21 protein-coding genes and 2 pseudogenes are annotated in these 23,711 nt (G+C 62.7%); 12 read left to right on the top strand and 11 right to left on the bottom strand.

What is annotated here, in order from left to right; all coding sequences use genetic code 11:
* Positions 1-192 precede the first annotated feature (192 nt).
* The 4 genes from mvaD to ACZ5KP_RS13550 all read right to left on the bottom strand — a co-directional run bounded on the left by mvaD (position 193) and on the right by ACZ5KP_RS13550 (position 3,961).
* The gene (mvaD, locus tag ACZ5KP_RS13565) at positions 193-1,179 is read right to left on the bottom strand and encodes a phosphomevalonate decarboxylase MvaD (RefSeq protein WP_460918367.1); all 987 of its coding nucleotides are present in this window, start codon (positions 1,177-1,179) and stop codon (positions 193-195) included.
* A gap of 147 nt (positions 1,180-1,326) precedes the next feature.
* Entirely contained in the window at positions 1,327-1,560 is a 234-nt protein-coding gene (locus ACZ5KP_RS13560) for a hypothetical protein (RefSeq protein ID WP_460918366.1), read from the bottom strand.
* Between the two features lie 256 nt (positions 1,561-1,816).
* Positions 1,817-3,454, bottom strand: a complete 1,638-nt coding sequence (locus ACZ5KP_RS13555) for a sensor histidine kinase (protein ID WP_460918365.1) — start codon at positions 3,452-3,454, stop codon at positions 1,817-1,819.
* A gap of 141 nt (positions 3,455-3,595) precedes the next feature.
* Complete coding sequence (locus ACZ5KP_RS13550) at positions 3,596-3,961, bottom strand: winged helix-turn-helix transcriptional regulator (protein ID WP_460918364.1); 366 nt, start codon at positions 3,959-3,961, stop codon at positions 3,596-3,598.
* Positions 3,962-4,115: 154 nt separating this feature from the next.
* On the opposite strand from ACZ5KP_RS13550, the gene ACZ5KP_RS13545 reads away from it, so the two are divergent.
* Together ACZ5KP_RS13545 and ACZ5KP_RS13540 are read left to right on the top strand one after the other, a co-directional pair.
* Entirely contained in the window at positions 4,116-4,532 is a 417-nt protein-coding gene (locus ACZ5KP_RS13545) for a DoxX family membrane protein (protein ID WP_460918363.1), read from the top strand.
* A 109-nt stretch (positions 4,533-4,641) separates the two neighbouring features.
* Positions 4,642-6,081, top strand: coding sequence for a restriction endonuclease (locus ACZ5KP_RS13540; RefSeq protein WP_460918362.1), 1,440 nt, complete (start codon positions 4,642-4,644; stop codon positions 6,079-6,081).
* 168 nt (positions 6,082-6,249) lie between these two features.
* Here the strand turns inward: ACZ5KP_RS13540 and ACZ5KP_RS13535 are convergent, their stop codons facing one another.
* Positions 6,250-9,696 (bottom strand): glycosyl hydrolase, encoded by a 3,447-nt coding sequence (locus tag ACZ5KP_RS13535; protein WP_460918360.1) that lies wholly within the window; start codon positions 9,694-9,696, stop codon positions 6,250-6,252.
* Positions 9,697-10,112: 416 nt separating this feature from the next.
* On the opposite strand from ACZ5KP_RS13535, the gene ACZ5KP_RS13530 reads away from it, so the two are divergent.
* The 3 genes from ACZ5KP_RS13530 to ACZ5KP_RS13520 all read left to right on the top strand — a co-directional run bounded on the left by ACZ5KP_RS13530 (position 10,113) and on the right by ACZ5KP_RS13520 (position 14,056).
* Positions 10,113-12,035 carry a PAS domain-containing protein gene (locus tag ACZ5KP_RS13530; RefSeq protein ID WP_460918359.1) on the top strand — a complete coding sequence of 641 codons (1,923 nt, stop codon included), beginning with the start codon at positions 10,113-10,115 and terminating at the stop codon, positions 12,033-12,035.
* A gap of 115 nt (positions 12,036-12,150) precedes the next feature.
* Positions 12,151-13,290: a Cdc6/Cdc18 family protein gene (locus ACZ5KP_RS13525; protein WP_460918358.1), complete on the top strand. Its 1,140-nt coding sequence runs from the start codon at positions 12,151-12,153 to the stop codon at positions 13,288-13,290.
* A 343-nt stretch (positions 13,291-13,633) separates the two neighbouring features.
* A complete protein-coding gene (locus ACZ5KP_RS13520) occupies positions 13,634-14,056 on the top strand; it encodes a hypothetical protein (RefSeq protein ID WP_460918357.1) in 423 nt (140 codons plus the stop codon).
* A 585-nt stretch (positions 14,057-14,641) separates the two neighbouring features.
* Here ACZ5KP_RS13520 and ACZ5KP_RS13515 read toward each other — a convergent pair.
* Complete coding sequence (locus ACZ5KP_RS13515; RefSeq protein WP_460918356.1) at positions 14,642-14,902, bottom strand: hypothetical protein; 261 nt, start codon at positions 14,900-14,902, stop codon at positions 14,642-14,644.
* Between the two features lie 309 nt (positions 14,903-15,211).
* Here ACZ5KP_RS13515 and ACZ5KP_RS13510 point away from each other — a divergent pair, with 309 nt between their 5' ends.
* The 3 genes and pseudogenes from ACZ5KP_RS13510 to ACZ5KP_RS13500 all read left to right on the top strand — a co-directional run bounded on the left by ACZ5KP_RS13510 (position 15,212) and on the right by ACZ5KP_RS13500 (position 16,235).
* On the top strand, positions 15,212-15,574 hold the full coding sequence (locus tag ACZ5KP_RS13510) for a hypothetical protein (RefSeq protein ID WP_460918355.1): 363 nt from the start codon (positions 15,212-15,214) through the stop codon (positions 15,572-15,574).
* Positions 15,553-15,669: pseudogene (locus tag ACZ5KP_RS13505) on the top strand (winged helix-turn-helix domain-containing protein); the annotation flags it as partial. The gene ACZ5KP_RS13510 and the pseudogene ACZ5KP_RS13505, both read left to right, overlap by 22 nt.
* The gene (locus ACZ5KP_RS13500; RefSeq protein WP_460921056.1) at positions 15,666-16,235 is read left to right on the top strand and encodes an IS630 family transposase; all 570 of its coding nucleotides are present in this window, start codon (positions 15,666-15,668) and stop codon (positions 16,233-16,235) included. The pseudogene ACZ5KP_RS13505 and the gene ACZ5KP_RS13500, both read left to right, overlap by 4 nt.
* Positions 16,236-16,635: 400 nt before the next feature.
* On the opposite strand, the gene ACZ5KP_RS13495 is transcribed toward ACZ5KP_RS13500, so the two are convergent.
* Positions 16,636-18,021, bottom strand: a complete 1,386-nt coding sequence (locus ACZ5KP_RS13495) for an MATE family efflux transporter (protein ID WP_460918354.1) — start codon at positions 18,019-18,021, stop codon at positions 16,636-16,638.
* A 395-nt stretch (positions 18,022-18,416) separates the two neighbouring features.
* The gene (locus ACZ5KP_RS13490) at positions 18,417-19,565 is read right to left on the bottom strand and encodes a hypothetical protein (protein WP_460918352.1); all 1,149 of its coding nucleotides are present in this window, start codon (positions 19,563-19,565) and stop codon (positions 18,417-18,419) included.
* 282 nt (positions 19,566-19,847) lie between these two features.
* Here ACZ5KP_RS13490 and ACZ5KP_RS13485 point away from each other — a divergent pair, with 282 nt between their 5' ends.
* Positions 19,848-20,462 (top strand): PAS domain S-box protein, encoded by a 615-nt coding sequence (locus ACZ5KP_RS13485; protein ID WP_460918351.1) that lies wholly within the window; start codon positions 19,848-19,850, stop codon positions 20,460-20,462.
* Here ACZ5KP_RS13485 and ACZ5KP_RS13480 read toward each other — a convergent pair.
* Both ACZ5KP_RS13480 and ACZ5KP_RS13475 read right to left on the bottom strand, forming a co-directional pair.
* A complete protein-coding gene (locus tag ACZ5KP_RS13480; protein WP_460918350.1) occupies positions 20,423-21,217 on the bottom strand; it encodes a nuclease/transposase family protein in 795 nt (264 codons plus the stop codon). The genes ACZ5KP_RS13485 and ACZ5KP_RS13480 overlap by 40 nt on opposite strands.
* Positions 21,218-21,587: 370 nt before the next feature.
* Positions 21,588-22,088: a hypothetical protein gene (locus ACZ5KP_RS13475; protein ID WP_460918348.1), complete on the bottom strand. Its 501-nt coding sequence runs from the start codon at positions 22,086-22,088 to the stop codon at positions 21,588-21,590.
* Between ACZ5KP_RS13475 and ACZ5KP_RS13470 the strand changes: the two genes are divergently transcribed.
* The 3 genes from ACZ5KP_RS13470 to ACZ5KP_RS13460 all read left to right on the top strand — a co-directional run bounded on the left by ACZ5KP_RS13470 (position 22,087) and on the right by ACZ5KP_RS13460 (position 23,183).
* On the top strand, positions 22,087-22,347 hold the full coding sequence (locus tag ACZ5KP_RS13470; protein ID WP_460918346.1) for a HalOD1 output domain-containing protein: 261 nt from the start codon (positions 22,087-22,089) through the stop codon (positions 22,345-22,347). The genes ACZ5KP_RS13475 and ACZ5KP_RS13470 overlap by 2 nt on opposite strands.
* On the top strand, positions 22,347-22,703 hold the full coding sequence (locus tag ACZ5KP_RS13465; protein WP_460918344.1) for a DUF5658 family protein: 357 nt from the start codon (positions 22,347-22,349) through the stop codon (positions 22,701-22,703). Before ACZ5KP_RS13470 ends, ACZ5KP_RS13465 begins: the two co-directional genes overlap by 1 nt.
* Positions 22,704-22,772: 69 nt before the next feature.
* Entirely contained in the window at positions 22,773-23,183 is a 411-nt protein-coding gene (locus ACZ5KP_RS13460; protein WP_460918343.1) for a hypothetical protein, read from the top strand.
* A 75-nt stretch (positions 23,184-23,258) separates the two neighbouring features.
* On the opposite strand, the pseudogene ACZ5KP_RS13455 reads toward ACZ5KP_RS13460, so the two are convergent.
* Positions 23,259-23,534 (bottom strand): annotated as a pseudogene (locus ACZ5KP_RS13455) (zinc ribbon domain-containing protein); the annotation flags it as partial.
* Positions 23,535-23,711 lie beyond the last annotated feature (177 nt).

The raw sequence follows: 23,711 nt of genomic DNA, 5'->3' as shown, positions 1-23,711 counted from the left end.
TTTGGAGCGAGGCCGACTCGCGGTCTTTTTTGGTCCAGATTTTTTGCACGAGAGGTACCCGCAGCGAGCGGAGCGTCCTCGCGAGCGAAGCGAGCGAGGGCTCGATAGTCGCAGCCCGCACAGGCGAGCAAAGCGAGTCGAGCAGGAACGGCTATCGGCGAGCGAGGATACCCGAGTGCAAAAAAGGTGGTTCTAGAACAGTGCTTGCTCCTCGTCCTCCAGGATTCGGGCGGGCCCGCCGACTTCCCAGACGGCGGTCTGGACGCCGCAGTCCGAGACGGCCTCCTCGACCTCCTCGACGTGTTCCTCGGTGGTGTTGACGTAGACGCTTGCGCCGGTGTCCGTCGAGAAGTAGACCGGGACGTCCTCTTCCTCGCGTAGCTCGCGGACGGCGGCGAAGATCTGGAGCGTCTTCGGCGACCAGTACACCCACCCTTCGGGGCCGGTCATCGTCGTCGCGGCGAGCGACAGGGAGTCGTGCTCGGCGAGTTCAAACACGCGATCGAAGTCGTCCGACCGGAGCGCGTCGCGACACTCCGCGATCTGCTCGTGAATGTGGGCCATTCGCGCCTGGAACATGTGGCTGTCCTCGGCCTCCTCGTGGGCGTCGTCGGTCTCCTTGTAGGCGGGAACGAGCCCGACGACGACCTTCATGTCCTCGGCGATCTCGCTGTCGATCCGGTGGGATCGACAGTCCTTGTCGTTGAGACCAGCCCGGAGGTGCGAGAAGCCGCCGGTGACCGATCGGGCCGCCGACGCGGAGCCATAGCGGGCGATCGCGGAGAGTTCGCCGAGCGTGGCGTCGAGTTCGGCGGCTTCCGCGAGCGCGGTGGCGGCTGCGGCGAAGCCCGAAGAGGAGGAGCCCAGACCGACGTTCGTCGGGAAGCTGTTCTCGCTCTCCATCCGGACGCCGTAGACGGCGTGGGGCGCGTCGGAGCGCTCGCGAACGGCGTCGACGATCCGGTCGAGCCGGTCGCGGCCGCTGCCCTCGACCTCCTCGCCGTCGATGACGTAGGTGTTGTCCTCGTTGTCCATCGAGAACTCGACCGTCGTCTTCGAGTGGCTGGGCGCCGTGCAGACGCTGATCGAGTCGTGGTAGGGAAGGCGGCGCTGGGAGTCCCGCATCCCGTGGTACTTCACGATGCCCTGGATCGGGTGGGCGATCGCCGTTGCTTTCATGCTTCCAAGGGTGTTGGAGTTGTGCTTAAAGCTGGTGGCTGGCGGAAGCGAGTGCGCCGAACGCTCGACGACGGCTGGCGTACGGGTCAGCTGCCCAGATCGAAAGGACTCCCGAGCGACACGGACGGTACCGTGGTCCCAGGCGGGCTACCGCGCGTCGGCCGGCTCCGCGACCAGATCGAGATGCGGTTCGAGGTGTTCGACGGCGCCCTCGAGAACGACCACGTGCCGGGGCTCCCACGCCAGCCCTGCCTCGACGGCGCGCAACCACTCGAATCGGTGGAAGAGGGTGCCACCGGTGCCCTGTTCGACGAGATTCCGGAGCGGGCCCTCGCCGACGTCCGCCACGCTGTGCGCGACCGAAACCGTCCGATCGGTCACCGACCGTCACCTCGCCGGTCCGGGCGATCCTCCAAAGGACCCTGTGAACGAATCTGGACGCGGCGGGAACGGCGGTCTCGGCACGACTTTCGGGGAAGCATCGTAGGCAGGCAACCACAGGAGTGCCCGAAACACCGCGATACCGTTCGCGAGGTAACGCGACGTTACGTCGGAGTGCTGGCTCCGAGGGACCGACTATCGAAACGGCAGCACGATCCCGGGACAGAGGAGCCCCGCTCACGGTCGAGCTGGCGACTCAGGTCCGGATCTCGAACCGCGCGCCGCCCTCACGGCCTTCCACGGCCGCGATCGACCAGCCGTGGGCCTGGACGATCTCCGACACGATCGCGAGCCCGAAACCGGTGCCGTCGGGGTTCGTCGTCCCGGCCACGAACACCTCCTCTCGGTCCTCCTCGGGAATCCCCTGGCCGTCGTCCTCGACGAAGAAGCCCTCGGCCGTCTCGAGTGCGCCGACGGTAATCGTCACGTCCTCGCCGCCGTGTTCGACCGCGTTGCGAAAGAGGTTCTCGAAGAGCTGGCGCAGCCGGTCCGGATCGGCGACGACGGTCGGCGGCTCCGTGACGGTGAGCGTGGCCGAGTCCGCATCGACCGTCTCCCAGCACGCCGGCACCAGCTCACCGAGATCGACGGCCGAGGTCTCGTCGATGTCCTTGCCCTCCCTGGCGAGGGTCAGCAGGTCGTCGATGAGAATCTCCATGCGATCGTGGGCGTCCGCGGCTGCCTGGAGGTGCTCGTCGGCGTCTCCGCCGTCCCGGACCGCCTCTCGTGCGAGATCGATGCGCCCTTCGGCGACGTTGAGGGGGTTCCGCAGGTCGTGTGCGACGACGCTGGCGAACCGGTCGAGGCGCTCCTTCTCCCGTTCGAGGGCACGACGCGACTCCTCTGCATCGGTCACGTCCTCCAGCGAGAGGACCGATCCCAGCGTGACCTCGCCAGCACTGATCGCAGTCTCCGTAATCCGGTAGTGGACCGCCTCGCCCTCCGCCTCGACGGTCAGGAGGTTGTCCGCGAGCAGCGCCTCGGAGAGCCGAGGAACCGCGTCAGCGGGCGAATCCCCGATGGACTCTTCGAGGCCTGGGAACAGCGTCAGCGCCGGGCGGTTGTACTCCCTGATCGTGCCGTCCGGGTCGAGCACGACCACCGGTTCCCCGTGGCTCCCGGCGAGCTGGACCGCCTGGAACTCCTCGAGATAGAGGTAGAGCACGCCGACCGCGAACGCGGCGACGCCGATGGGCTCGTAGGTCATGTCGAGCAGCCGCGGCGAGAGGAGCCCCAGGACGTCGGCGACTAGCGGCAGACCGGTCAGTCCCACGAGCGCGATGAGCGGCCTGGTGTCCTGTCCCACCGCGAGGAACCGTTCGACGAGCATGAAGTAGCCGACGCTCGCGAGCGCGTACGCGAGCCCCATCGCGATCCAGTGGAGCGTTCCGTGCTGGACCGCGAGGTGGGCGAAGGGCTCGGAGGCAGCCGAGGTCGAGAAGTACAGCCCGTGGACCGGGTTGGTTACCTTTAGCGTGACGACGGCCACGAACAGCGCGCCCGCACCGAGACGAAACCCACGCCTGCGGTGGTAGGTCCGTCCTGTGTATGCCGAACAGAAGTAGAGCCAGGCGCCAATCGCGGAGAACCCCGATACGAGCCCGACGACGTAGAACGCCAGCTGCAGCTCACGGGTCGGGGCCAGCAGGAAACCGACGTGCGCACTGGCCCAGCCTCCAGACAGCACGAGGAGTGCAGCGAGGCCACGCTGCGTGTCCTCGTCCACGATCGTGCGGGTCTTCGGGAGGCTCGCAAAACAGATCGCTGCGGAGGCGCCGAAAACGAGCACGTAGAGAGCGTACACGAGAGAAGCGTCGACGTCCGGAACGACCATAGGAAGCAGAGGTGCGATGCCGCCTTCAATTTGCTGCCCGATACGTGCTCCGAGCACGCCGGTGCTTCCGGTCGATTGGGCAGTGCACAATCACGTGTCACGCATCGGCAAACCGAGCGACACGCCGGGCGGGGCAGCGCGCTATCCGTCGAGCCACTCCGTCGCCCAGTCTTCGATCGAACCGAACATGGGCGCGAGCGACTCGCCCTTGTCAGTCAGCGAGTAGTAGGTCGCGACCGGGGCGTCCTCCTCCAGTCGGCGCGTGACGAAGCCCAGCTCCTCGAGGTCGTCGAGGACGCGCGAGAGCGTGCGGGAGCTCGCGCCCGTGGATCGTTTGAGCACGTTGAACCGCTTCTCGCCCTCGAGGAGGTCGTTGAGGACGACGAGGCGCCACTTCGATCCGATCTGCTCGAACGGTTCGATCAGCGAACACGGCCCGGGTTCGTCCGCCGGGGGTTTCGTCGTCTCGGTCGCCTCCGTCGCGTCGCCGCTCGTCCCTGCTGTCATCGATGTTACCCGGTGGCAACTATGTCGCCGAGCGCATATATAGGTTCGCGATCGAACCTGGTAGTGTGATGCAACTAGCTGGAGTTTCGACCGACGTGTCGTACCGACGAACTGAGGATGTCGCTTCGCCGAAGACCGTCGAGGTGGTGGCCTGATGGTGTTCGAATCCGGGCTCGAAGGCGCACTGCTGCTCGGCGCACGGCTTCTCTTCGGCGCACTCATCGCGTTCCAGGGACTGAACCATCTCCTCGACCACGAGGGGATGACCGGCTACGCCGAGATGAAGGGCGTTCCCGTCCCGGGCGTGGCGGTCGCCGGCTCCGGAATCATGCTCATCGGCGGCGGGCTCGGGATCGTACTCGGCGTCTTCCCCGCCATTGCCGCGGGAGCGGTCGCGACCTTCCTCGTCGTCACGACGCCGATGATGCACGACTTCTGGGCGGTCGACGACGACCAGGCACAGGACCAGATGATCCACTTCATCAAGAACGTCGAGCTACTGGGCGCCTCCTTGCTCTTCCTCGCGGTCAGCGGCACAGAGTGGGCTTACGCCGTCAACGTCGGGCTGTAAACGACGGCGATCGGCAGCCGCAGAGTCCCGCTACGCGGGGACGCTACCCCGGTGACGATCACGGGACGCAACCCATTTGACCGATCCCCGGCGAACTCCGCCAACAGCGATGACGCTCCTCGACGACCTCTCTGGCTTCGAGTTCGAGGCGGTCATGGTGGACGTGTTCCGGCACCAGGGCTACCGCGACGTCGAGCGCGCCGAGCGTATCGCCGACGAGGGGCGCGACGTCACGATGCTCGACGACCGGGCTGCGGACGGAGCAGGGGGCGGAGCGGGCGACGGACCGGATCAGCCGACCGCGGTCGTCGTCGAGTGCAAGCATACCGATGTCGTGAGCCGCCCCGTGGTCCAGAAGACCCACTCCGCCGCGCACACGTACGACTACGACGGTCCGGTGCGAGCGGCGATCGCGACGACGGGACGGTTCACCGAGCCCGCCCGCGAGTACGCCGAGCGCGTCGGCGACGATCCCGTCGACGTCGGGTTCGAGCTGATCGACGGCGAGGACCTCCTCGAACGTGGCGAGTCGATCGGTCTCGATCTCTACAACGGGAACGTCGAGATCGTCTGCGGGGAGACGATCGCACCGCCGACCGACCGGGAGACGCTCGAGGGGCACCTCGAAGCCGCTGCCACGGACGTGCGAAATCTCGACGAGTGGACCGTCGGCGCGACGCTCACTGCCGTCAGATTCGAGCCGGTGCTCGCCGCCGAGACCGCCGTGGACGCCACCTTCGAGACCGAAGCCGGAGTAATCCACGAGGTCGACGATCGCGAGCGCTCGGTGCTCGACGGTCACGAGACCATCGACCACTGCAGCACCGACGTCCGGGAGCTGGTCGAATCGACGCGGGCGGATCGGCTCTCGATCGACCACCGGTCGCTGGAGGGCACCTACGACCGGACCGACGTCGAGCGGTTCGCGGCTCCCCTCGGGGAGTACCGGGACTGGCTGACGGAGACAGCCCGGGACCGCCACGAGACGACGGTTACCTACACCGGCGACAACGCGGTCGAGTACGAGCAGTCCTGCCGACCGAAGCCGAGCGACGTCACCGTCGAATCGCTCGACCCGGTCTACCTTCCACACGTCGCAGTCGCAACCTCGCTGGGCGAGTACGAGTACGAACTGGAGTACTACGCCGCAGGCGGTCGCACGCTCGTCCAGGACGCGGAGTTTCGCCACTGCGTCCACTGCGAGGACGACGAGATGGGCGGCGGTGTCCATCCCGCCGGTGCGAGTGGTGATGGCGGCGACGCCCAGGCCACCAATCTCACGTACTGCGCCAACTGCGGCGCGATCGCGTGTCCGGACCACCTCGAGATCGAGCGCCTCGTCGGCGAGCCGGTCTGCACGGGCTGTGCGGTGACGGCCACCTTCGCCGGCGCACGGAAGTACTTCTACGACGAGACGAACCGCGAGACCTTCGCGGCGGCCTACGACGAGATGCCGCTCCACCGCAAGGTCCGCGAGAACGACGCGCTGGTGGCACTGTCAGTACTGGTCGTCTTCTTCATCGCCGTCGTTGCGGTTGGCGTGCTCTGAGCGGACCGATTCGGCGCCGGCAGGGGCCCGCGTGGGGCACAGCAGAAAAACGCGGTTTGGTAACCGTTCGACTGGAGCGGCGGGAACGGCCGGCAGGAGCGACTTGAACAGCCGACAGGAGCGGCGGGAATGCTCGAAAGGAGCGATGCGCTCGCCGGATCCCGTCGGTCAGTACTGGTGGGTCCGTCGCTCGGAGACGTACTGACCGCCGGCGCCGTCGTCCCAGACGAAGCGCACGTCGATCGCGCTCCCGTCGCCGCTGGTGTCGCGGGTGTGGGTGTGGCTCGTGCCACTGCCGTCCATGCGGTAGCCGACCCAGCCGTTCGTGCCGGGATCGGCGAACTGGACGTCGGCCCAGCTCGCGGCGTTGTTCGGCTCGAACGTCCACTCGTCCTGGTCGGTGCCGACCGTCTCGACGGTGGCGCTCCAGCCGTCACCGGTGTCACCGGAGTAGCCGCCGCTGCCACCACCGCTGCCACCGTCGACCTGCTCGAACTCGACCCAGTTCAGGTTGAAGCCGCCGGTGTCGACGTTCACGCGGACGACTTGCTCGCCGGCGCCGAGGGAGACGTCCTGGATGGTGGTCGTCTGCCAGCTCTGCCAGCCGCCGGTGCCCGAAAGGGACACCGCACCGGTGACGTCCGTTCCGGCGGCGTCGATCGAGATGGTGCCGCCGTCGGCGTTCGAGGCGTTGCGGACGTGCACGTCGTACGTGCCAGCAGTTCCGACGTCCACGGTGTACTCGAGCCACTCGCCGTCGGCCGTCCAGCCGACGTCGTACTGGCCGCCGGTGGAGTCCGAGACCGTCTCGACGTCGACGGATTCGCCCGTGCGGAACGCGCCGCCCTGATTCGTGCTCGTAGTGTCGTTGTAGGCGACGCCCTGGCCGCCGGTGTCGTACTCCTGGGCCTGGACGCGCCCGGGCACCGCGTGCGGGCTGCCCGGATAGGGCTGCTGTCCGGTCCCGCCGCCCCCGTCACCGGGGTCCGTCGAAGCGGTGAGCGCGTTGCTCTCCGGCGACTGGGTGCCGTTGCCGTCGTCGGCAGTGACGGTGAACGTGTAGGCGGTGTCGGCGGAGAGGCCCGTGATCGTCGCGGTCGTGCTCGAGGAGGTCGTCTCGAACGCGCCGTCGACGTAGACGTTGTAGTAGGCGGTGTTCGTGCCGTCGTGGTCCCACGCGAGGCTGATCGAGGACTTCGTCTGGTCGGTCGAGCGGAGGTTCGAGGGCGCACTGGGTGCGCCGCCGCCACCGCCGGAGCCGGTCGAGGTCGCCATGGAGTTGGCGGGGACCGACAGCGTCGTGCCGTCAGAGAAGGTCACCGTCGTGCTGCTATCGCTGGCGTTGTAGGCGCAGTAGGTGCGGTCGGTGCCGTCCGAAAACACCTGGTAGAGCGCCGTGTCTGCCGTGACGCTCGGATCTGGCGAGCCCATCGCGTCGAGGTTACCGAGCCAGTAGAGCGTGTGGGCCTTGGGCTGGGCGGCCTCCGGCGAGTAGCTGCTGAACCGGCTGTTGAACCGTGAGAGTGCGTCCGTCGAGTCCGAGAACGCCTCGTACATCCAGAGGATGTCCGGCCAGTAGCTGAAGGAGCCACCCTTGAGATCGGAGATCTGCTGGAACGTCCGTGCGGTCAGGTCGTCGTCCCAGCCGAGGTGCATCGAGTAGCCCGACAGCGGCAGCATGTTGATGCCGTAGACGGCCTCGCTGTCAGCCGTCCACCAGGTCGAGTGAGCGGCCATGTTGCCCCAGACGATGCCGGCGAAGTCGGCCTCCCAGGAGTCGGGGAAGTTCGTCTGGTCCTTGTCGTACCAGTACTCCTGAATGGCGCGGGCCTGCGTCGCGTACAGCGCCATCCCGAAGTCCCGGATCTCGTCGTTGCCGGTGTACTCGCCCCACTCGATCATCGCGGCGTAGGCCATCATCGCCTCCGAGGAGGACTCCTGGTTGTTGCCGTCGGCGAAGTTGCCGGAGCCGTGTGCCCAGGAGTGGCCGGCGTAGACGCTGAAGTTGCGGTTGAACGGGTAGTCGGCGTCGGTACGAGAAGGGTTCGCGTAGTCGTCGATCAGCTCCTCGACCATGCCGCCCCAGTTGCTGGTGTCGGCCCAGGTCGGGTCGTGGCGGGCGATCCGGGCGGCGCCCCAGACGTAGTGGCCGAAGTGGAAGTGGTGGTCGGAGACGTCGGTCACCGAACCGTGGCTGCCCGGGATTCCCTGGAGCACCCCGATCGAGTCGTCGTAGTAGAAGGTGGCGGAGGAGCTCTGCGTGAACCACTCCTCGAGCCCTTGCTGGACGGAGTCGAGCAGGGCGTCGCGCTTGCCGGTCATCCCGAGCTGGTCGGCCATCGCGGCGGACTTGGCGAGTCGGCTCGCGGTGTCCTTGCCGAACCGGTAGGTGTCCTGGTCGATTCCGCCCTGGATCGACTCGTCGACGTTCGAGACGAGCCCCTCGAGACGAGCGTCGTCGTAGCTGCCCTCGTCGGGCAGGAACGGAATCATGCCGTGCCAGTCGTAGTCGACGGAGAACGAACTGCCCGAGAGCGCCTTCATCTCGCCGCGGGCGGAGGGGTAGCTGCTCCCCATCGTCGGCTCGCTCGTGTGCTTCCACTGGTGCGGATAGAGCGCGGTGATCGTCCCCGAGGCGGTGCTATCGGCACGCTCGTCGAGCTGGAAGGAGAACGTCGTCGAAACCGTCGCGCCCGCCTGGTCGTAGTTCCAGTCGAAGACGGTGTCCGTGATGACGTTGTAGGCGTAGTCCTCGAACGTACTCAGCGAGCCCTGATCGGGGAGAACCGCGATCGAGCAGAAGCCGGCGCCGGTCGTGATCGTGTCGGTGCCGACGCCGTTCCACGTACTGCCACTCGGGGCGAAGATCCCGAACTGCTTGCCGTCGACTGTCACGCCGAGGACGTTGCCGTCGTCCTGGAACACCGCCGGCGTGGAGCTGAACGCGATCTCGCCACCGCCGCCGGCGAACTCGAAGAAGGCGTAGGGCGAGCCCTGCGCGATCGTGAACGTCGTCGCCGTGCCCGTTCCCTCGCCGAAGACGCCCGTCGCCGACCAGTCGCCGTGGTCGTCGAGCGCGACGTCCGCGTAGCTGCCGGCGCCGGAGTGGCTGACCGTGAGCTGCGCCGCCCCGGACTTCATCGCGTTGCCGACCTGATCGCCGGCGTTCCAGCTGGTGGTCCACTCCTGGGGATGGCCGATCGCGAGCCCACCTTCGAGCGTGTTGAACGTCAGCGGGTGGCCCGCGAGCAGCGTGTTCTCGCCGGTGATACCGGCGAGGGGAATCGTCGTGTACCAGTCGTTCGTCGGAACGGGTCCGCTCCCGAAGTTCGCCGTCGTGTGCCGGCCGTAGCCGTGCGTCGTTGCACCGGCGGGCGGGGCGTCGTGATAGCCGCCGCTGCCGACGGACGCCGCGGAAGCGTTACCGAGCAGGCCGCTCCCGGCGACCCCTGCCGCGCCGACGCCTTTGAGCACGGATCGTCGCGAGAACCCGAAGCCATCGTCCGATTCCACCAGCGATCGCTCACCGGCGTCGTCCCGTCGTTCACCTGTCGATTCACCTGATCGCTCCTCGGCCGACGGGCCGCCGTCGGCCGCTGAATCATTGTCTACCATGTGTGGCTGGACAGCGCGAGGGTGTGAGTGGCACCCGTGCCCTGTCGTGGCTCACTCGTGCAGCGGACCCAGCATAATGTTTACTTTCCTACATGAAAATCCGGTGCGAGTTTCACGTCGCGATCGCGCACTGGTTTCTTACTGATCGTTCGAGTAAATCGTTCGACTTCGGCGGTGCCGAGCGGCTTTCACGTGGATCGGCCGGTCGGTGTCACGTGGCGAATACGTTCGCCAGCACGACGGTCTCGTCCCGTCGCGTCGATCCGTGGCTGCGTCGGAGAGCGAACATGGCTGGCGACGAAACCGCCGTACAGGCGCGTTCGCGGCTGTCCGTGTGACGAGCAACGCCGCGGGATCCCGGATCGATCGACGGGCGATCGACACCTCTTTGCGTGTGGTAACCGACCACATTGGCCATGGGCATCGGTCACGGACGTTCACAGCTCACGGTCGTCCATCTGGACGACCACGCCGCACACGCCGAACTCCCCGCTGCACACCTCGAAACGCGGCGTGACCACTTGCGCGTGCTCGTCGCCGAGTCCCTCGAGGGAGCGGTGTCGCTTCTGGAGGAGTCGGCCCCGGACTGTCTCGTCGCCAGCCACCGCGGCGTCGACTGGCGTTCACCGGAAACGATCTGTTCGCGAGCGCGAGAGGTCGTCTCCGACCTCCCGATCGTCTTCTTCGACGGCTGTACCCCCGACGCGGTCGTGGACGCCCTCGATCCCCAGACGTCGTTCGTGCCGCGGCAGTCGGCCGCCGGGTGCGGCGACCCGGTCACGGACGGCGGGAGCGCAGGCGCGATGGCCGGATCGGCGACCTACGACCTGCTCGCGAACCGCATCGAATCGCTCGTTCCCCAGAGCGGCGAGCAGTCCGTCTTCGACCCGCTCGCGGAGGAGCTGGCGACGCTGCTCGACGCAAGCGGCCTCCCCGCTTGCGTGTTCCGGGGCGAAGCGGTCACCTACCACAACGAGGCCTTCGCCGACGCCTTCGACGTCGGGGCGCCGCCGGTTCGCCAGGATCGAATTTTCGACGCCATCGTCGACGGTGAGGGCCGGCTCCGCGCACTCTGCTCGCCACCGACGGACGGAACGGCGTCCGCTGCCGTCCAGTTTCCGAACGGAGAACAGCGCCGCGTCGACGTGACCGCTGCCAGCGACGGCGGTGCGGTGCTCGCACTCTGGCAGGATCGCAGCGGCGGCGATCCCGGGCAGCCGTCCCGGGAGGAGTCGATGTTGCGCTCGCTGCTGGACGGGCTCCCGATCTCGGTGTACTTCAAGGACAAGCAGAGCCGCCACGTGAAGGTCAGCGACGCCCTCATCGGCATGTCCGCCGAAGAGTATCTCGTCAACGGCGAGGGGAAACGACACCCGACGGCGGCGGACGTCGTCGGCAAGACCGACTTCGACCTCTACCACGGCGAGCACGCGAGCCTCACCGTCGAGGACGACCGACAGGTGATGGAGACCGAGCGCCCGATCGATCTCAAGGAGGAGTACACACGCTCGGACACCGGCGAGGACATCTGGGTCCTGACCTGCAAGGCGCCGTGGTACGGACCCGACGGAGAGATCGCCGGCGTCGCTGGCATCACGGTGGACGTGACCGACCAGAAGCTGAATCAGCGGCCGGAGGCACCCCTGGACGGCCGGCTGGACCAGTTCGAGCGCGTTCTCACGACGACGTTCCGGGACGAGCTTCAGGCGGCGATCGAGACCGTCGAGTGCGCCAGGGAGGAGAGCGTCTCGCTCGAGCACGCCAGCGCTGATGATCGCGCGCTGGAGGACGCCGAAACGCGAGACGCGGCGAATGAGGACGAAGCGGCCGGCCGACGCGAGGGCGCCATCGACGCCGTCGCCGACCACCTCGACGTGCTCGAGGGCCTCCTCGCCGACACGATGACGCTCGCCCGCTACACCCGCACGCCGACCGAGCGCAGCTCGATCGATTTCCCCGAGTTCCTCCGCTCGGTCTGGGCGGAGCTCGACCCCGAGCACGGCGAACTCGTCGTGGCGGCCGATCCCGTCCTCTTCGCCGACGAGGAGCAGCTGCACTGCCTCCTCCGGAACCTCTTCGAGGTCGCCCTGCACCACGGCGGGGCCGGGGTCACCGTGGAAGTCGGTGGGCTGGAAGAGGGGTTCTACCTCGAGCGGGACGGTGCCCCGCTGACGCCCGAACAGCGCGACGCGCTCATGGAAGGCCGCGTCGACGACGCGGCGGAGTCGCTCGGGCTCGCGATGACGATCGTCGTCGGCATCGCGAACGCGAACGGCTGGGAGGCGACGGTCTCGAGCGGCGGTCGGCGCTTCGAGTTCACCGATGTCGAAGTGCGGTGATCCGCCGGGTCGGCCTGCGAGGTCGGGAGCAGGTGTCGTCCCTGTCGACGATCGATCGCGACGACCGAGTTCCGGTAAAAAGACCCTTATACACCTTCGTATGATAGACGGCCACATGGCAGGGATGGAGCGGGAGCCACACCGCACACCGTTCGCGGACGCCGACGCGCTGACCGCGGTGGGCGTCGCGGACGGGCTGCCGGAGCGGGCTGGCAATCTCGAGGCCCTCGAGTCGATCCTGGAGCCGAGCCGCGAGGGGCGATCGCCGGTCGGCGTGACGCTCTACGGCCCCAGCGGCGCTGGCAAGACCGAACTCGCCACGCAGTCCGTCGCCGAATTCCGGCGGGCTGGCGGCACGGTCGTCCATCTCGAGTGCACCACCGAGGACACCGTCTTCACGTGCTGTCGGCGCGTGGCGAACGAGCTCGGTGCGGACCTTCCCGAGTCCGGCCTCGCACTGGAGACCGCGAGAGACCGGGCGATCGACAGCCTCGCCCGGGCGCCCGCGCCGCGCTGTATCGTCCTCGACGACGTTGACCGGCTTGCAACGGACGTCCGCCGGACACTCGTCTGCGACGTGGTCGGCTCGGTCGACACGGACGCGGCACTCGCCACGATCGCGACGAGCACGCCACTCACGCTACGGAACGACCTCGACGCACGCGAGCGGACGATACTCGGCGACAGCGAGCGAGCGCTCGCGTGCTACGACGAAGCGGAACTACGATCGATCGTCGAACGTCGCGCCGGTCGTGCGTTTCGAGACGACGCCCTCGACGCGGAGGTCCTCGACAGCGTCGTCGAGGCAACGATGGATCGCGACGCCGACGTGGGCTTCGGCCTCGAACTCCTCGCGGCCGCCGGCGAGATCGCCGAGACGGACGGGACGGCGTCGATCACGAAAGCCCACCTCGACCGCGCCCGTGACCGCGTCGCCGTGGCTGCCGTCGCCCAGCGGCTCGAGGGGCTCCGCCGCCACCAGGTGCTGGCGCTCCGCGGACTCTGTGCACTCGCGAACGAAGGTGCGCTCCCGGCACGGATCGGCCAGGCGTTCGACGCGTACGTCGACGCGTGTACCGACGCCGGGGAATCGCCCAACACCGAGCGGTCACTCCAGAACTACCTCCGTAGACTCGTCGAGACCGGGCTGGTCGAGGCCGAGGAGGTCCGAACCGAGAACGGCGGGAAGTTCAACAGCTACGACCTGACGCGCTCGCCCTCGCTCGTCACGAACGCCCTGGACGACCAGTTCTGACAGCCCGTTCGCATCGAGCGATCGTGAACGAGCAGCTGTGAACGACCGGGCGCCCAGTGGCGGCGCTCGTGCTCGAAGGCGTGCTCGGCCGCCCAGGGATACAGGCAGGCGAACATATTTACTCCGCTTCGAATGATTTTGTGCAACAAGACCGCAACCCACGGACAATTAAATAAACTATGAGCAGTCGTTAGTTCCGTTTCCGCCAATACGCTTTAATACAATGACTACATTGATCGACCATGATGATTCGGGGGGAGCACCGATCGGCGGTCGGGGAAGCGTCGGGACGAGCAATAACGAAGGGAGCCGTACGGCGACGCTCGAGTGGAGGTGGGAAGTGATGGGGCTGTTCACGAAGCTGGGCTCAACGATCAACGGCTCCGACGAGGACGAAGAACCAGCCGACGACGAGTCCGGAGAAACAGCCGTGGAGCAGACGGGGCCGAACTTCATGCCCTCGAAACAGAAGGAGCTATACCTGACGGCCTACGCCAACGCTTCGGATCTGAGCACGACCGGCGTCTGTAGCGAATGTGGAACCACGCTCTCGCCGTTCAAGGCCGAGCGGCTGTTCGCCTCTTGCAAGAACGAAGGCTGTGAGAACTATCTCCGGGACAAAGAGATCACTGCCGTCGAACGCTACGAGGACCGCCACGGCGTCCCCGACGAGATAGACGTCGAGGAAGATCCGATGTCGGCAAAGGGAGGCGACGAGTCCGGCAGTGCACTGGACGGGCTCTCCGAAGCGATGGACGACGAGTAGGTAGCCCGGCGACCGATCGAGGGGCCAATACTACTGCGTTCTCGCCCGACCGAAACGTTCGAGCAGCCAGAGCCGTCGCCGTGGCTCACGGCGAGTGAACAGTAAAAGTGAGCTCACGAGGGTCGGTCGCTGTCGTGCTCCGACAGGGATTCGAACCCGATTGCGAGACGGCTGACCTCACTCCGCTCGGTCGTTACGACTCGCGAGGGTCGAATCCCTTCGTGCGCTGTCTTCTTCTTCGCTCACTACGTTCGCTTCAGAAGAGTGCTCCGACAGGGATTCGAACCCTGGTCATTGCCGTGAGAGGCCACGTTCCTTCGAACGAACGCCCTGCCTCTCAACGGGAATTTGATCTCCCAAATCCGCCGATTTAGACTGTGCCGGACGTTACTACCACCTATATCGTTATAAAAACCCGGTGAATTGCCCTCGGGACAACGTCGATTCAAACGAATCTCAACAACCCATTTGGCCCCTCAAACGACCATCCTCTCCTCAGTCGGTAGAGTACACTGCGGTAATGGGACACCCCACGAGCCCCCAGCAAATCAACGACCTCCAATAGACCACCAGGAAGGGCTTCGCTTACAGTTCGTCCCGCAACTCCTGCTCCAGGGCTTCGACTTCGGCAGCGAGAGCAGCATCATCGATCTCGTTCGTGGATGGCTGATTTTCGGGGACCGGTCGCTCGTACATCCGCATCATCCGGTCTAGTTGCTCGTAAGAGGTGAGTAGGCGAGCAAGCTCATCCTTAGGCACCATACCTCCTCTTTCAAGTTGAGCATCCTTTATTCCCACTGGTCGATGAACGCGGCGAAGATCCTTCGGCTCGCCCGAGAATTCCATTGAACCCGCGTTTAGGTCACGAGCACCCACACTCCGAAAGCAATCATGCTGACCCCAGTGGCGAGTATCACTGCTTGCCGCGATCCAGTTGAATCGGCGAACTCGTCCATCATATGGAGGCGGGGGGCCGACGGCTTGTCAATCCTGCCCGTGAGAGTCCGTCCAAACCGGAACAGCTCCCAATTGATAGCCGCCTGGATATGTGGCGCAAAGTTGCCTCGAATGAGGCGTGCACTTGGCGCTCATGGATACGAGAACCACACCTGACTCGGCCGCGACCGACACTGCACCCACCAACGGCCGCTCACGATGCCCGAAATCGAGAATCCACGCGACGCATATAGGAGAACTCTCGGTAGCGGAGAGCGACACTGGCGACGAGATACAAGGCAGCCACGAGAGCCACCCATTTACGGTTCGAACCTGGGATGTGATAGGCTGAATTTCCTCGAACTGTTCGGTGAACTCGAGATACTTAATGATGGCGGGCTCGACATCTCGGAGCTGTTCGAGATCGCAGAAGACGAGTTCGAGCAATTTCGATCTGCGGTGGAGAATTTGCCGGGAACAGTCGGTATTGACGCTCCTGGTGGTCGACAGCGCTCGCCCAACAGTATCTCCGAAGCGAGTTCGATCACGAGTTCTCTCGCCGTCACGTGCGGCGATTATTGAAACGAGCCGGCCTGTCCTGGCAGACGCCACGGCTGCAGCCACCGACCGCTGACGATGAAGAACGCTCGGAATTCTGTAAAGACCTCAAAAACTGACTCAGACGCTCTCTGATACGTATACCACGATAGCGATCGATCAGACGCGGAAAGCGGTCGGCTGTGACCTGTATCGCGCCTGGTTTCCGAACGGCAAGCGAGTTTCGCTGCCGTACTGGAAAACGTACGAGGACGTGAAGTTGCTCGGTGCACTAACCAAAGACGGAGAGCCGTTCGTGACCGAGGTTGCTGACTCGTTTACGAACGAGATAACGGTGCGATTTCTTCGAGCGCTTCAGACCGAGTTTGGCGATCACTTGCACATTATTCTCGATAACGCGACGTATTTCGCATCGAATCGAGTCGCTGAATTCGTCGAAGAGACTGCGATCGAACTCACGCTTCTGCCACCGGGATCGCCCGACATGAACCCGATTGAGGAGTGCTGGCGACAGTTCAAACGACGATTCGGCAACCGATATTTCGACTCGATCGAGGAGCCGCGCCCGGCGATTCGCCCAGCTCTGGCTGCAGTCCACCCTCCAATTATTTATGATTACTTATGTCAGTCGGTATCGTGGACAGGGTTTATTCAGGTCGAAAAGTGCGAACTAGCGGTTAGGTGAGTCTGCTCAGAGACCAGCCTTCATGCCAACTTTTCGTAGACAAGTATTTTTTCTGATAAGATATTTGCCCTCCGGAAGAAGGGATGGAGTGAGAAGTGAGTACAACACCGCATTGTTCGCGTTTCTCTCCAGTATTTCAGAGTTAGCCGGGCTTCTGTTCGGGCTGGTGACCCATCACGCCGTTAATCTGGGCCGGCTCCGGCAGGCCGAGGCTGACGAACCAGCGCTACTCCCACTCGATGCCGTCATGCTGACACGCCAACGGCTGCAGCCGTGGTAGCTGACCACAAGAACCCCGTCACGGCCGCGTATATCATTCGAAGCCGAGAGTGGATCGTTCAGCCCGCCACCCAGCGTACTGGAATGATTCGTCGGAATCACTGATCCACCTCCCGTGTTCTCAACCGGTCGGCTCTTGCTGAGAGCGCTCGCGTTCATTCATCATCTCCGTCGCGCGTGCCTGCCAATCACCCCAGTGGAAGCCGGCAACGTTGACGAGGAACGACCAAGCGTAATAACAGACGATGCCGACGTAGGTGCCGGGGACGCCTAGCCCGAGTGGAACGCTTAGAACGTAGGACGCGCCGAGCATGAACACAAAGAGAGCGCTCACGCGAGCGATGAAGGGGACGCGCGTGTCACCACCGCCTTGGAGGGCGCCCGCAAAGACGACGTAGAGCGCGAGGAAGGGCGCAGCGACTCCGAATGCACGCGTGTAGCCAACGGCGTACCTCGCCGTCGTCGGATCAACGTTGAAGAGGCCGACGATCCACGGGGCGCCGAGCACGACGACCGCACCGAACAGACCGAGCGTTACCGCACCCATCGCGGCGGTCGCCCAGCCGAAGTAGCGCGCCGCCTTGGGACGGCCCGAGCCGAGTTCTTGACCGACGACCATGCTCGCGGTCACGTTGAACCCAATAGAGATCGGGTCGCTGAAGGTATCACCAATCAGGCGGCCGAGCTGGTAGGCGGCGTTCACGTTGGTCCCGAAACTGAGCAACAGCGCGTTGAACGGGAGTTCGGCGACGGTGGAGAGCAGCGACTCGCCGATTTTCGGTGCGGAGATGACTACAACCTGCCGACAGATCACATACCCCTGCGGGCGGACGAACGCGAGATCAGGTTCGTACCGCCAGATGATGACGAAGAGCGCGCTTGCCGTGAATACTGTTCCGAGTGCAGTCCCGAGGCCGACGCCAACGATCGCAAGGTCGGGGAACGGTCCGAGTCCGAGGCCGAGTGCTAGACTCACACCGATGTTCAACAGGTTCGCAACGATCGCTACCGCCATCGGGGAACGAGTGTTTCCCGTGCCTTGGAGTGCGCGTTCTTCGATCTGCGCAATATGTCGGGCGGGACTAATCCCGAAGATGATGGCGAGATACGTGCCACCCAGTTCGACGACGTTCTGGGGGGAGCCTAGCATGGCGAAGAGCCAATCGTGGGTCCAAAGACCAACCAGTACGAACGGGATGCCGAGTGCGAACCCGAGTAACAGCGTCTGTGTGATCGCTTGGTCTCGGTCGGCCAGAGCGCCACGCCCCGTGTCCTGGCTGGAGAGGGCAATCATCCCAGTTCCGAGCCCGTTGCCGACGCTCGTCGAGAGTTTGGCGTAGAGGTCAGCGATTCCGAGTGCGGCGAGCGCTGCCGGAGAAAAAAGTGCCGAGATGAGGATATCGGTCGTCCGCATGAGCGTCGTTGAGAACTCCTCAACCATGACCGGCCACGACTTCGTGAAGACCCGTCGCCACGTTGTGAGGAGTCGTTCCGTATCAACGCTCACACACGCCCAGTATCTCCCACACAATTATAACGTTGATAGATATCTGTCACAGGCTTCGTCGAATCTTCCCGTGCACGTTTCGTGTCATTCTCAACTCAATCTCAGCGCCGCGAGTCGAGACGAAGCAGCAGACTGAGTCAGACTGTCTCTCCGGAGTCGCCCTCACCGATCGCTGGATTCGACCGGATCGGCAGCGAGTAGCCCGTTGATCCGCGCGCCGACCCGGGCGTCGGAGTCCGGCAGAGCGTGATCGCGCGCTCGCCTGAGTGTGGCGAGTAGACAGTACTGGACTTGCCGACCCACTGTTGGATCAGCACCGAACCAGCGTCGAAGAACGAAACCACGGATCGAATGTGATCCGCTACTCGGCTGCCCCGGTCGGTGGAGCGCACTTCCTACGCCGAGGAATTCACGAGCTTTCCGGATGGCGGATCCTCCGCTGGTGCTCCGCCATCAGTCGCGTACACTAGGCCACCTGTGAACAGCCCGATGCTGGCGACGAGGAACAGCATCGCAAACGGTGACGCCGAATCGACGAAGAGCCAATAGATCGGTGCGGCGACGGAGGAGCCGGCGACGATGAGCGCGAGCTGGGCGAGGATCGGACCACAGCAGCCACACGCACAGGAGCCGACAATCGCCGCAGTGCCGCCGGTCCCCTCAACCGTCGCGGCCGGCGCGATGCCAGCCCGACGCCACCGGTAGGCGATCAGCGCGGAGTTCAGGCCGACGAGCACGCTCAGCAGCCCGACGAGGACGACGGAACCGATCGACACGGCGATAAAGAAGGGCACGTGCGGCAGGAAGATCTCCAGGGTCGGCCAGACGACGAGCTGGTACTGCACGTCCACGACCTCGACGATCCGCTCGTGGGGCGCTGCCTCGGCGGGGAAGACGGTCATGTATCCGCTGAGTGCGGTGAAGTACACCGCGAGCAGCACCCCGGTCCCGATCCCGAACCGGCGAGCGACGGGGTCCCGGAGCGCGACGCGAATCGCGTCGCTCGCGTCCCTCCAGACAATGTATCCCACGAGCACCGGCGTGCTCAGAACGATCGCGTACCCCAGCGGATGCGTCGTGCTCATCGTTCCCGGGAGAAGACTGGGGTAAGCGACCCACAATCCGATGAGGATGCCGAGGAACGTGTAGCGTGGTCGGCCAGGCCAGCGAAGCCAACCGACGACGAAACTGAGGATAACGATCGCCATTCCGGCGAGCAAGGTCATGTCGAAGTACCACGAGCGTGGGAAGGGCATCGTGCTCGCGCTGTAACTGGCCTCGGGCGCGAGGCCATCGAAGATCAACGCGCCGATCGTCATCACAGTCAGACCGAACAGGACGCTGTAGATCGCCCGTCTCGGAGCCAGGCGATCGGTTCGCTTGGCAACGACTGTTGCCGCGATGCTGAATAGCCCGACGACGATCGCCCCAAGTCCGTGCCATCGTTCGAGTACGGAGGTGCTTGCAGTGCCGTGGGCGGAGGCGAGAGGAATCGCGGAAAGAGCGACGACTATGACGACCAGCAATGATACCAGCCGTTGCATATCCCAGCGAGGTCGGACGGGCTCCGTGGCCTCGCTATCCGGACCGCTTGCGGGAGCCATTACACGCGATTCGAGAAGGGCTCACAACAGGATAACGCTATGAGATTCGGGCCGCCCCCTTATATCAGGGACCTCACCGACTGTGCAGCCCGGATGGTATTACCAACCACGTCCGCCAGATGAATGTCTCAAAAGGGGAGTGAGAGGGCACAACTCAGATGACCAATATTGGAAATTCAACCGACCTCTTATTTTATATTTCATGCTTTCAATTACACCGATATGGGAGAGCCGTGCGACGCCGGTGACTACTTTGACGATCAGCGTTCGATCGCCGACGTGGAAGAGCGGTGTTGTGCATTCGTCGATAGTACGACGGACATTTTCACGCATCTCAATCCGGACGGTGAGATGACCTACATCACAAGCACCGAAGCAATGTCTGGCCGAAGCCAGCAAGAATTCCTCGAAAGGTCCCTTGAGGAGTATCTCCATCCGGAAGACAAAGAACGTGGGATTGAGCGCTTTGAGCAAGCACTCGACGGTGAGCCGACGAAGCCAGTTGAGCTCCGATTTCGACATGGCGAGGGACATTGGATCTGGATCGAGACCAATATAACCCAGATCTCAGCCGAGTACGATCTCGATGGCGTAGTGACGGTGTCACGTGAAATCACCGAACGCAAACACAAAGAACGGGAGGTGAAAGAAGTGCGCACAAAGCTGGAACAGTCGAACGAAACGTTACTGCGCCAGAACAATCGGCTCGATCGATTCGCTTCTATGGTCTCGCACGACCTGAAGAATCCGTTGAACGTCGCCATTGGACACTTGGAGTTGATCCGTGAGGAACGCGATCATGAACACTTCAACACGATTGAGACTCGGTGCAGGTAGTCTTCGCTCCAGTTAGCGAATCGCCCCCCGAGTGATTTCATCGTCAGGTGCGCCGACCGAGTTCCGGCCTGTTGCATCTGTCCACGCCGCTTCTCGTATTCTCGGCGTTTGTGGTTGAGATAATCCGCGTTCCCGATGAATGCACCGGTTGAGGTGACGGCAAGGTGCCCATCCACGTTCAAATCGATGCCGAGAACCGTTCCGTTCTCGGCAGCTTCCGACTCTATCTCTTTGACGACAGCAATGTGGAGGTAGTAGTCGCCGTCACGGTGATGCAACGTGGCTTCACGTTTCTCCCAGCCCTCGGAGAAGTACGTCGTTGGTGGTACGTCTTCGTCAGGCAGGACGTATTCGGCCTCGATTCGTCCGTCCACCGTCGCAACCGTGGCGTGATCATTATTGTAAGTGATCGCGTTCAGGTTGTAGACAACCGAATCCGACGTGAACTGTGGGTTCGAGGGATTCTCGTCGTCTTTGCGTTTCTCGGCACAGGAGTCGAGTGCGTCGGCGGCTCGATTCCGAGCAGCGCATACGAGGTCGGCGTTGAGTTCGTTTGTGGCTTCACGTACGTCGTCGCATGTCCGGTCGTGCAGCTCGGTTTTCGACGTGACGATGTAACCCTCGTCCATGCCGTTCCAGCCCTCGTCCGCGACCATCTGAGCGGACTGTTTGAACTGCTTTATCGTCTCTTGGAGAAGGTGGTGAGCATCATCGTCCACGGCGAGTTTTACGACGGCGGTACGTCGAAGCTCCACAAATACCATATGACTTTGATTAAATATAAAAGTCATTCATTTAGTGGAACGGCACTGGGGAGTCATTAATCGTCTAGTCGATGGATTGTAGCACGTAGCGTACGCGATTCCCACCCGGCGTGAACGCCGGGATTCCCTCGCTGTATCAAGATTGTCTACGACGCCCTCCAGAACTCACTGCATCGATACGTGGAGTTCGTCGAGGCGATCCGCCAGTATTTGGAGACGGCGTAGTTCCGAGCGTGAATCGTGGCCAGAATCGGCTACTCAGTTCCCTGAGACTTCTGTACTGTCCACAGGAGTTTCTCGAGCCGGGGGGTCCCACCGGGACGCTGAATACCGCCCATCCACCCGGACAGGGTGGGGTAGTTCATATTTCCAAGTCAGGGGATTTCGCAAGTTTATCGCCATTCATATTCAATTCTTTATTGGTGAAATCAACCAAGATGCTTCCTTCGCCGATTTCAACTTCTATTTTATCCGGGTGGGCAGTGTAAACGCAATAGTGGTGTCCGTTAAGATCTATTTTCTGTTCTTTCTTTAGCAAGCCATAGTCAGTCATTACATCGACACGCCGATATATGGCTGAATCTGAGGCATCACAAATATCGACTAAATCTTGAGCTGATCGTGGTTTGATATTCGTTGCGACAAGGATTTGTCGGGCTCTCTCGTCAGCGAGGATTTCGAACAGTGAATTTGGATTCCAGTGATTGGTCATACTCCCCCCCCCTCCCCAGGGACCATCGCTTTTGTCGGGGACTGGTGATCTACTGGACGCAAGAATACACATTATAAATCCGTGTACAGTCCAGTAATCACTGGAATCGAGTTCTGGGATTAAGTGGTTTTTTGCAGAATATTCCTTCATGCCCAGTGAACCCAAGATCAAATCGGTGTCGTTAGAATCAGAACAGGACATCTGTGTTGATATTGCTGAAGCAATTGCCCAAGCGCGAGGTGAGCCCATGGACGAAATTGGGCCATTGGAAGAAACGATCGATTCAAACGCTGCTCGAAACCTGTTTCAGGGCAACTCAATTCCCAACTCGGCGTCGTTCGAATTCCCTTTCGAAGGGCACTGGGTTACCATCAAAGGCTCAGGGAAGATTATTGTTGAGGAGATGTAATGTCGATTCAGTCGTGGGAGATATCCAGCAGAACCATTGAGGAAGAAATCGCAGACTGGAGTGATGTTTATTGGGCTTGTACAGTGGTATTTTGGGGAATTGGCGACATCGTAACAACCATCATAGGACACATGTTTATTGCTGGTGTTACGGAGGCTAATCCAGTGCTTGCGTTGCTCCTGTCAAAGCAAGGAATTTTGGCACTATTCACGGTCAAGATCGGATTTCTATCCGTGTTTTATGGTATTTGGCGGGTTGCTCCTCGGCCTTACAGAGTGGGGATCCCAATAGGAATCGCAACTACCGGTATTGGCGTGACAGTTTGGAATAGTTACCTGATATCGTCAGCAATCTGAGTTATCTCGTTCCAGGCTGCGCTGGAATTGAACTTGGATTTGATTCGCCATTCGCTCCTTGCATCCTGCATGAGTAGGACAATGTTTCAAACCAGCGAAGAACTTGATGAAATATTGAAATTTCCATGCGATAAACTGCCGCCAGATTACGAAGCCTTTGCGGAAATCCTCTTAAATCGCGTGGAAAATAACTTGCGACTTCTCTGCTACTACGACGAATATGGCATAACTCCATTTCTACTCCATGAAGAACAGTGTGAACAGGCGGTGTATCCAAGAGTAATGAAGCTCCATCGACGGGCAATTGAAGACTTCTCCATCACTGGAAATGAGTTCGATGATGTCTATGGAGATCTGGAGATGAGCATATTCATCCACGTCAATGTAATAGTAATATGTTGCAAAGAGGAAAGTGAAAACAGGGGACTCATAGCGACAATAGACCAAGAAGACGGATTATTATCAATTCTAAAACCGTGACATCCCACTCGACTTGACATCCTCCCCGCGCTGAAGCGCGAGGATTCCCGGCTGCCGCTGGAATATTGTGGTTTCCGACGTGACCTGTTCTCGAGGTGCGAACGCACCAGTCTCTTTGTCAAACAAGTACGTCGATGGCTGTGCCAACCAGCCGTTACTCCTATCTCCCCCATCACAGGCGAGACTCGGAGTTACTTTCTGCCGAAGATTCTCTGCACCATTCACGTCCGCGTTCGCCGTCATTCCGCACTCCTCACACACGTACAGTCCACGATCGACGCGATTCGCGCGGCATTTCTGCCCACAGCACGAACACGTCTTGGACGTCTCGCGCTCTGACTCCCGCTCCAGCTCGGCCGTATACGTCGGGCCTCCCGTACTGATTGAGTCAACTGCCTCGGGGGCAAGCCCCGTGGCATCCGCCTCGGACCGCCTGTGAACTCTGGGGAAACTCACAAGTATCCTGTTGACATCCGCCCCGCCCTGAAATCGGGGTTTTAGTCTTGAAACTGCCAATAGACCAGACGT

The organism is Salinarchaeum chitinilyticum (genome assembly GCF_055390775.1).
This window is presented reverse-complemented; position numbering and strand designations above follow the sequence as displayed.

Coding starts and splice junctions, on each gene's coding strand:
- mvaD (WP_460918367.1), bottom strand. CDS start 1,179: ATGAAAGCAACGGCGATCGCCCACCCGATCCAGGGCATCGTGAAGTAC.
- ACZ5KP_RS13465 (WP_460918344.1), top strand. CDS start 22,347: ATGTCGATTCAGTCGTGGGAGATATCCAGCAGAACCATTGAGGAAGAA.
- ACZ5KP_RS13485 (WP_460918351.1), top strand. CDS start 19,848: ATGGGAGAGCCGTGCGACGCCGGTGACTACTTTGACGATCAGCGTTCG.
- ACZ5KP_RS13540 (WP_460918362.1), top strand. CDS start 4,642: ATGACGCTCCTCGACGACCTCTCTGGCTTCGAGTTCGAGGCGGTCATG.
- ACZ5KP_RS13530 (WP_460918359.1), top strand. CDS start 10,113: ATGGGCATCGGTCACGGACGTTCACAGCTCACGGTCGTCCATCTGGAC.
- ACZ5KP_RS13490 (WP_460918352.1), bottom strand. CDS start 19,565: ATGCAACGGCTGGTATCATTGCTGGTCGTCATAGTCGTCGCTCTTTCC.
- ACZ5KP_RS13525 (WP_460918358.1), top strand. CDS start 12,151: ATGGCAGGGATGGAGCGGGAGCCACACCGCACACCGTTCGCGGACGCC.
- ACZ5KP_RS13555 (WP_460918365.1), bottom strand. CDS start 3,454: ATGGTCGTTCCGGACGTCGACGCTTCTCTCGTGTACGCTCTCTACGTG.
- ACZ5KP_RS13515 (WP_460918356.1), bottom strand. CDS start 14,902: ATGGAATTCTCGGGCGAGCCGAAGGATCTTCGCCGCGTTCATCGACCA.
- ACZ5KP_RS13510 (WP_460918355.1), top strand. CDS start 15,212: ATGCCCGAAATCGAGAATCCACGCGACGCATATAGGAGAACTCTCGGT.
- ACZ5KP_RS13475 (WP_460918348.1), bottom strand. CDS start 22,088: ATGAAGGAATATTCTGCAAAAAACCACTTAATCCCAGAACTCGATTCC.
- ACZ5KP_RS13520 (WP_460918357.1), top strand. CDS start 13,634: ATGGGGCTGTTCACGAAGCTGGGCTCAACGATCAACGGCTCCGACGAG.
- ACZ5KP_RS13460 (WP_460918343.1), top strand. CDS start 22,773: ATGAGTAGGACAATGTTTCAAACCAGCGAAGAACTTGATGAAATATTG.
- ACZ5KP_RS13535 (WP_460918360.1), bottom strand. CDS start 9,696: ATGGTAGACAATGATTCAGCGGCCGACGGCGGCCCGTCGGCCGAGGAG.
- ACZ5KP_RS13545 (WP_460918363.1), top strand. CDS start 4,116: ATGGTGTTCGAATCCGGGCTCGAAGGCGCACTGCTGCTCGGCGCACGG.
- ACZ5KP_RS13550 (WP_460918364.1), bottom strand. CDS start 3,961: ATGACAGCAGGGACGAGCGGCGACGCGACGGAGGCGACCGAGACGACG.
- ACZ5KP_RS13470 (WP_460918346.1), top strand. CDS start 22,087: ATGCCCAGTGAACCCAAGATCAAATCGGTGTCGTTAGAATCAGAACAG.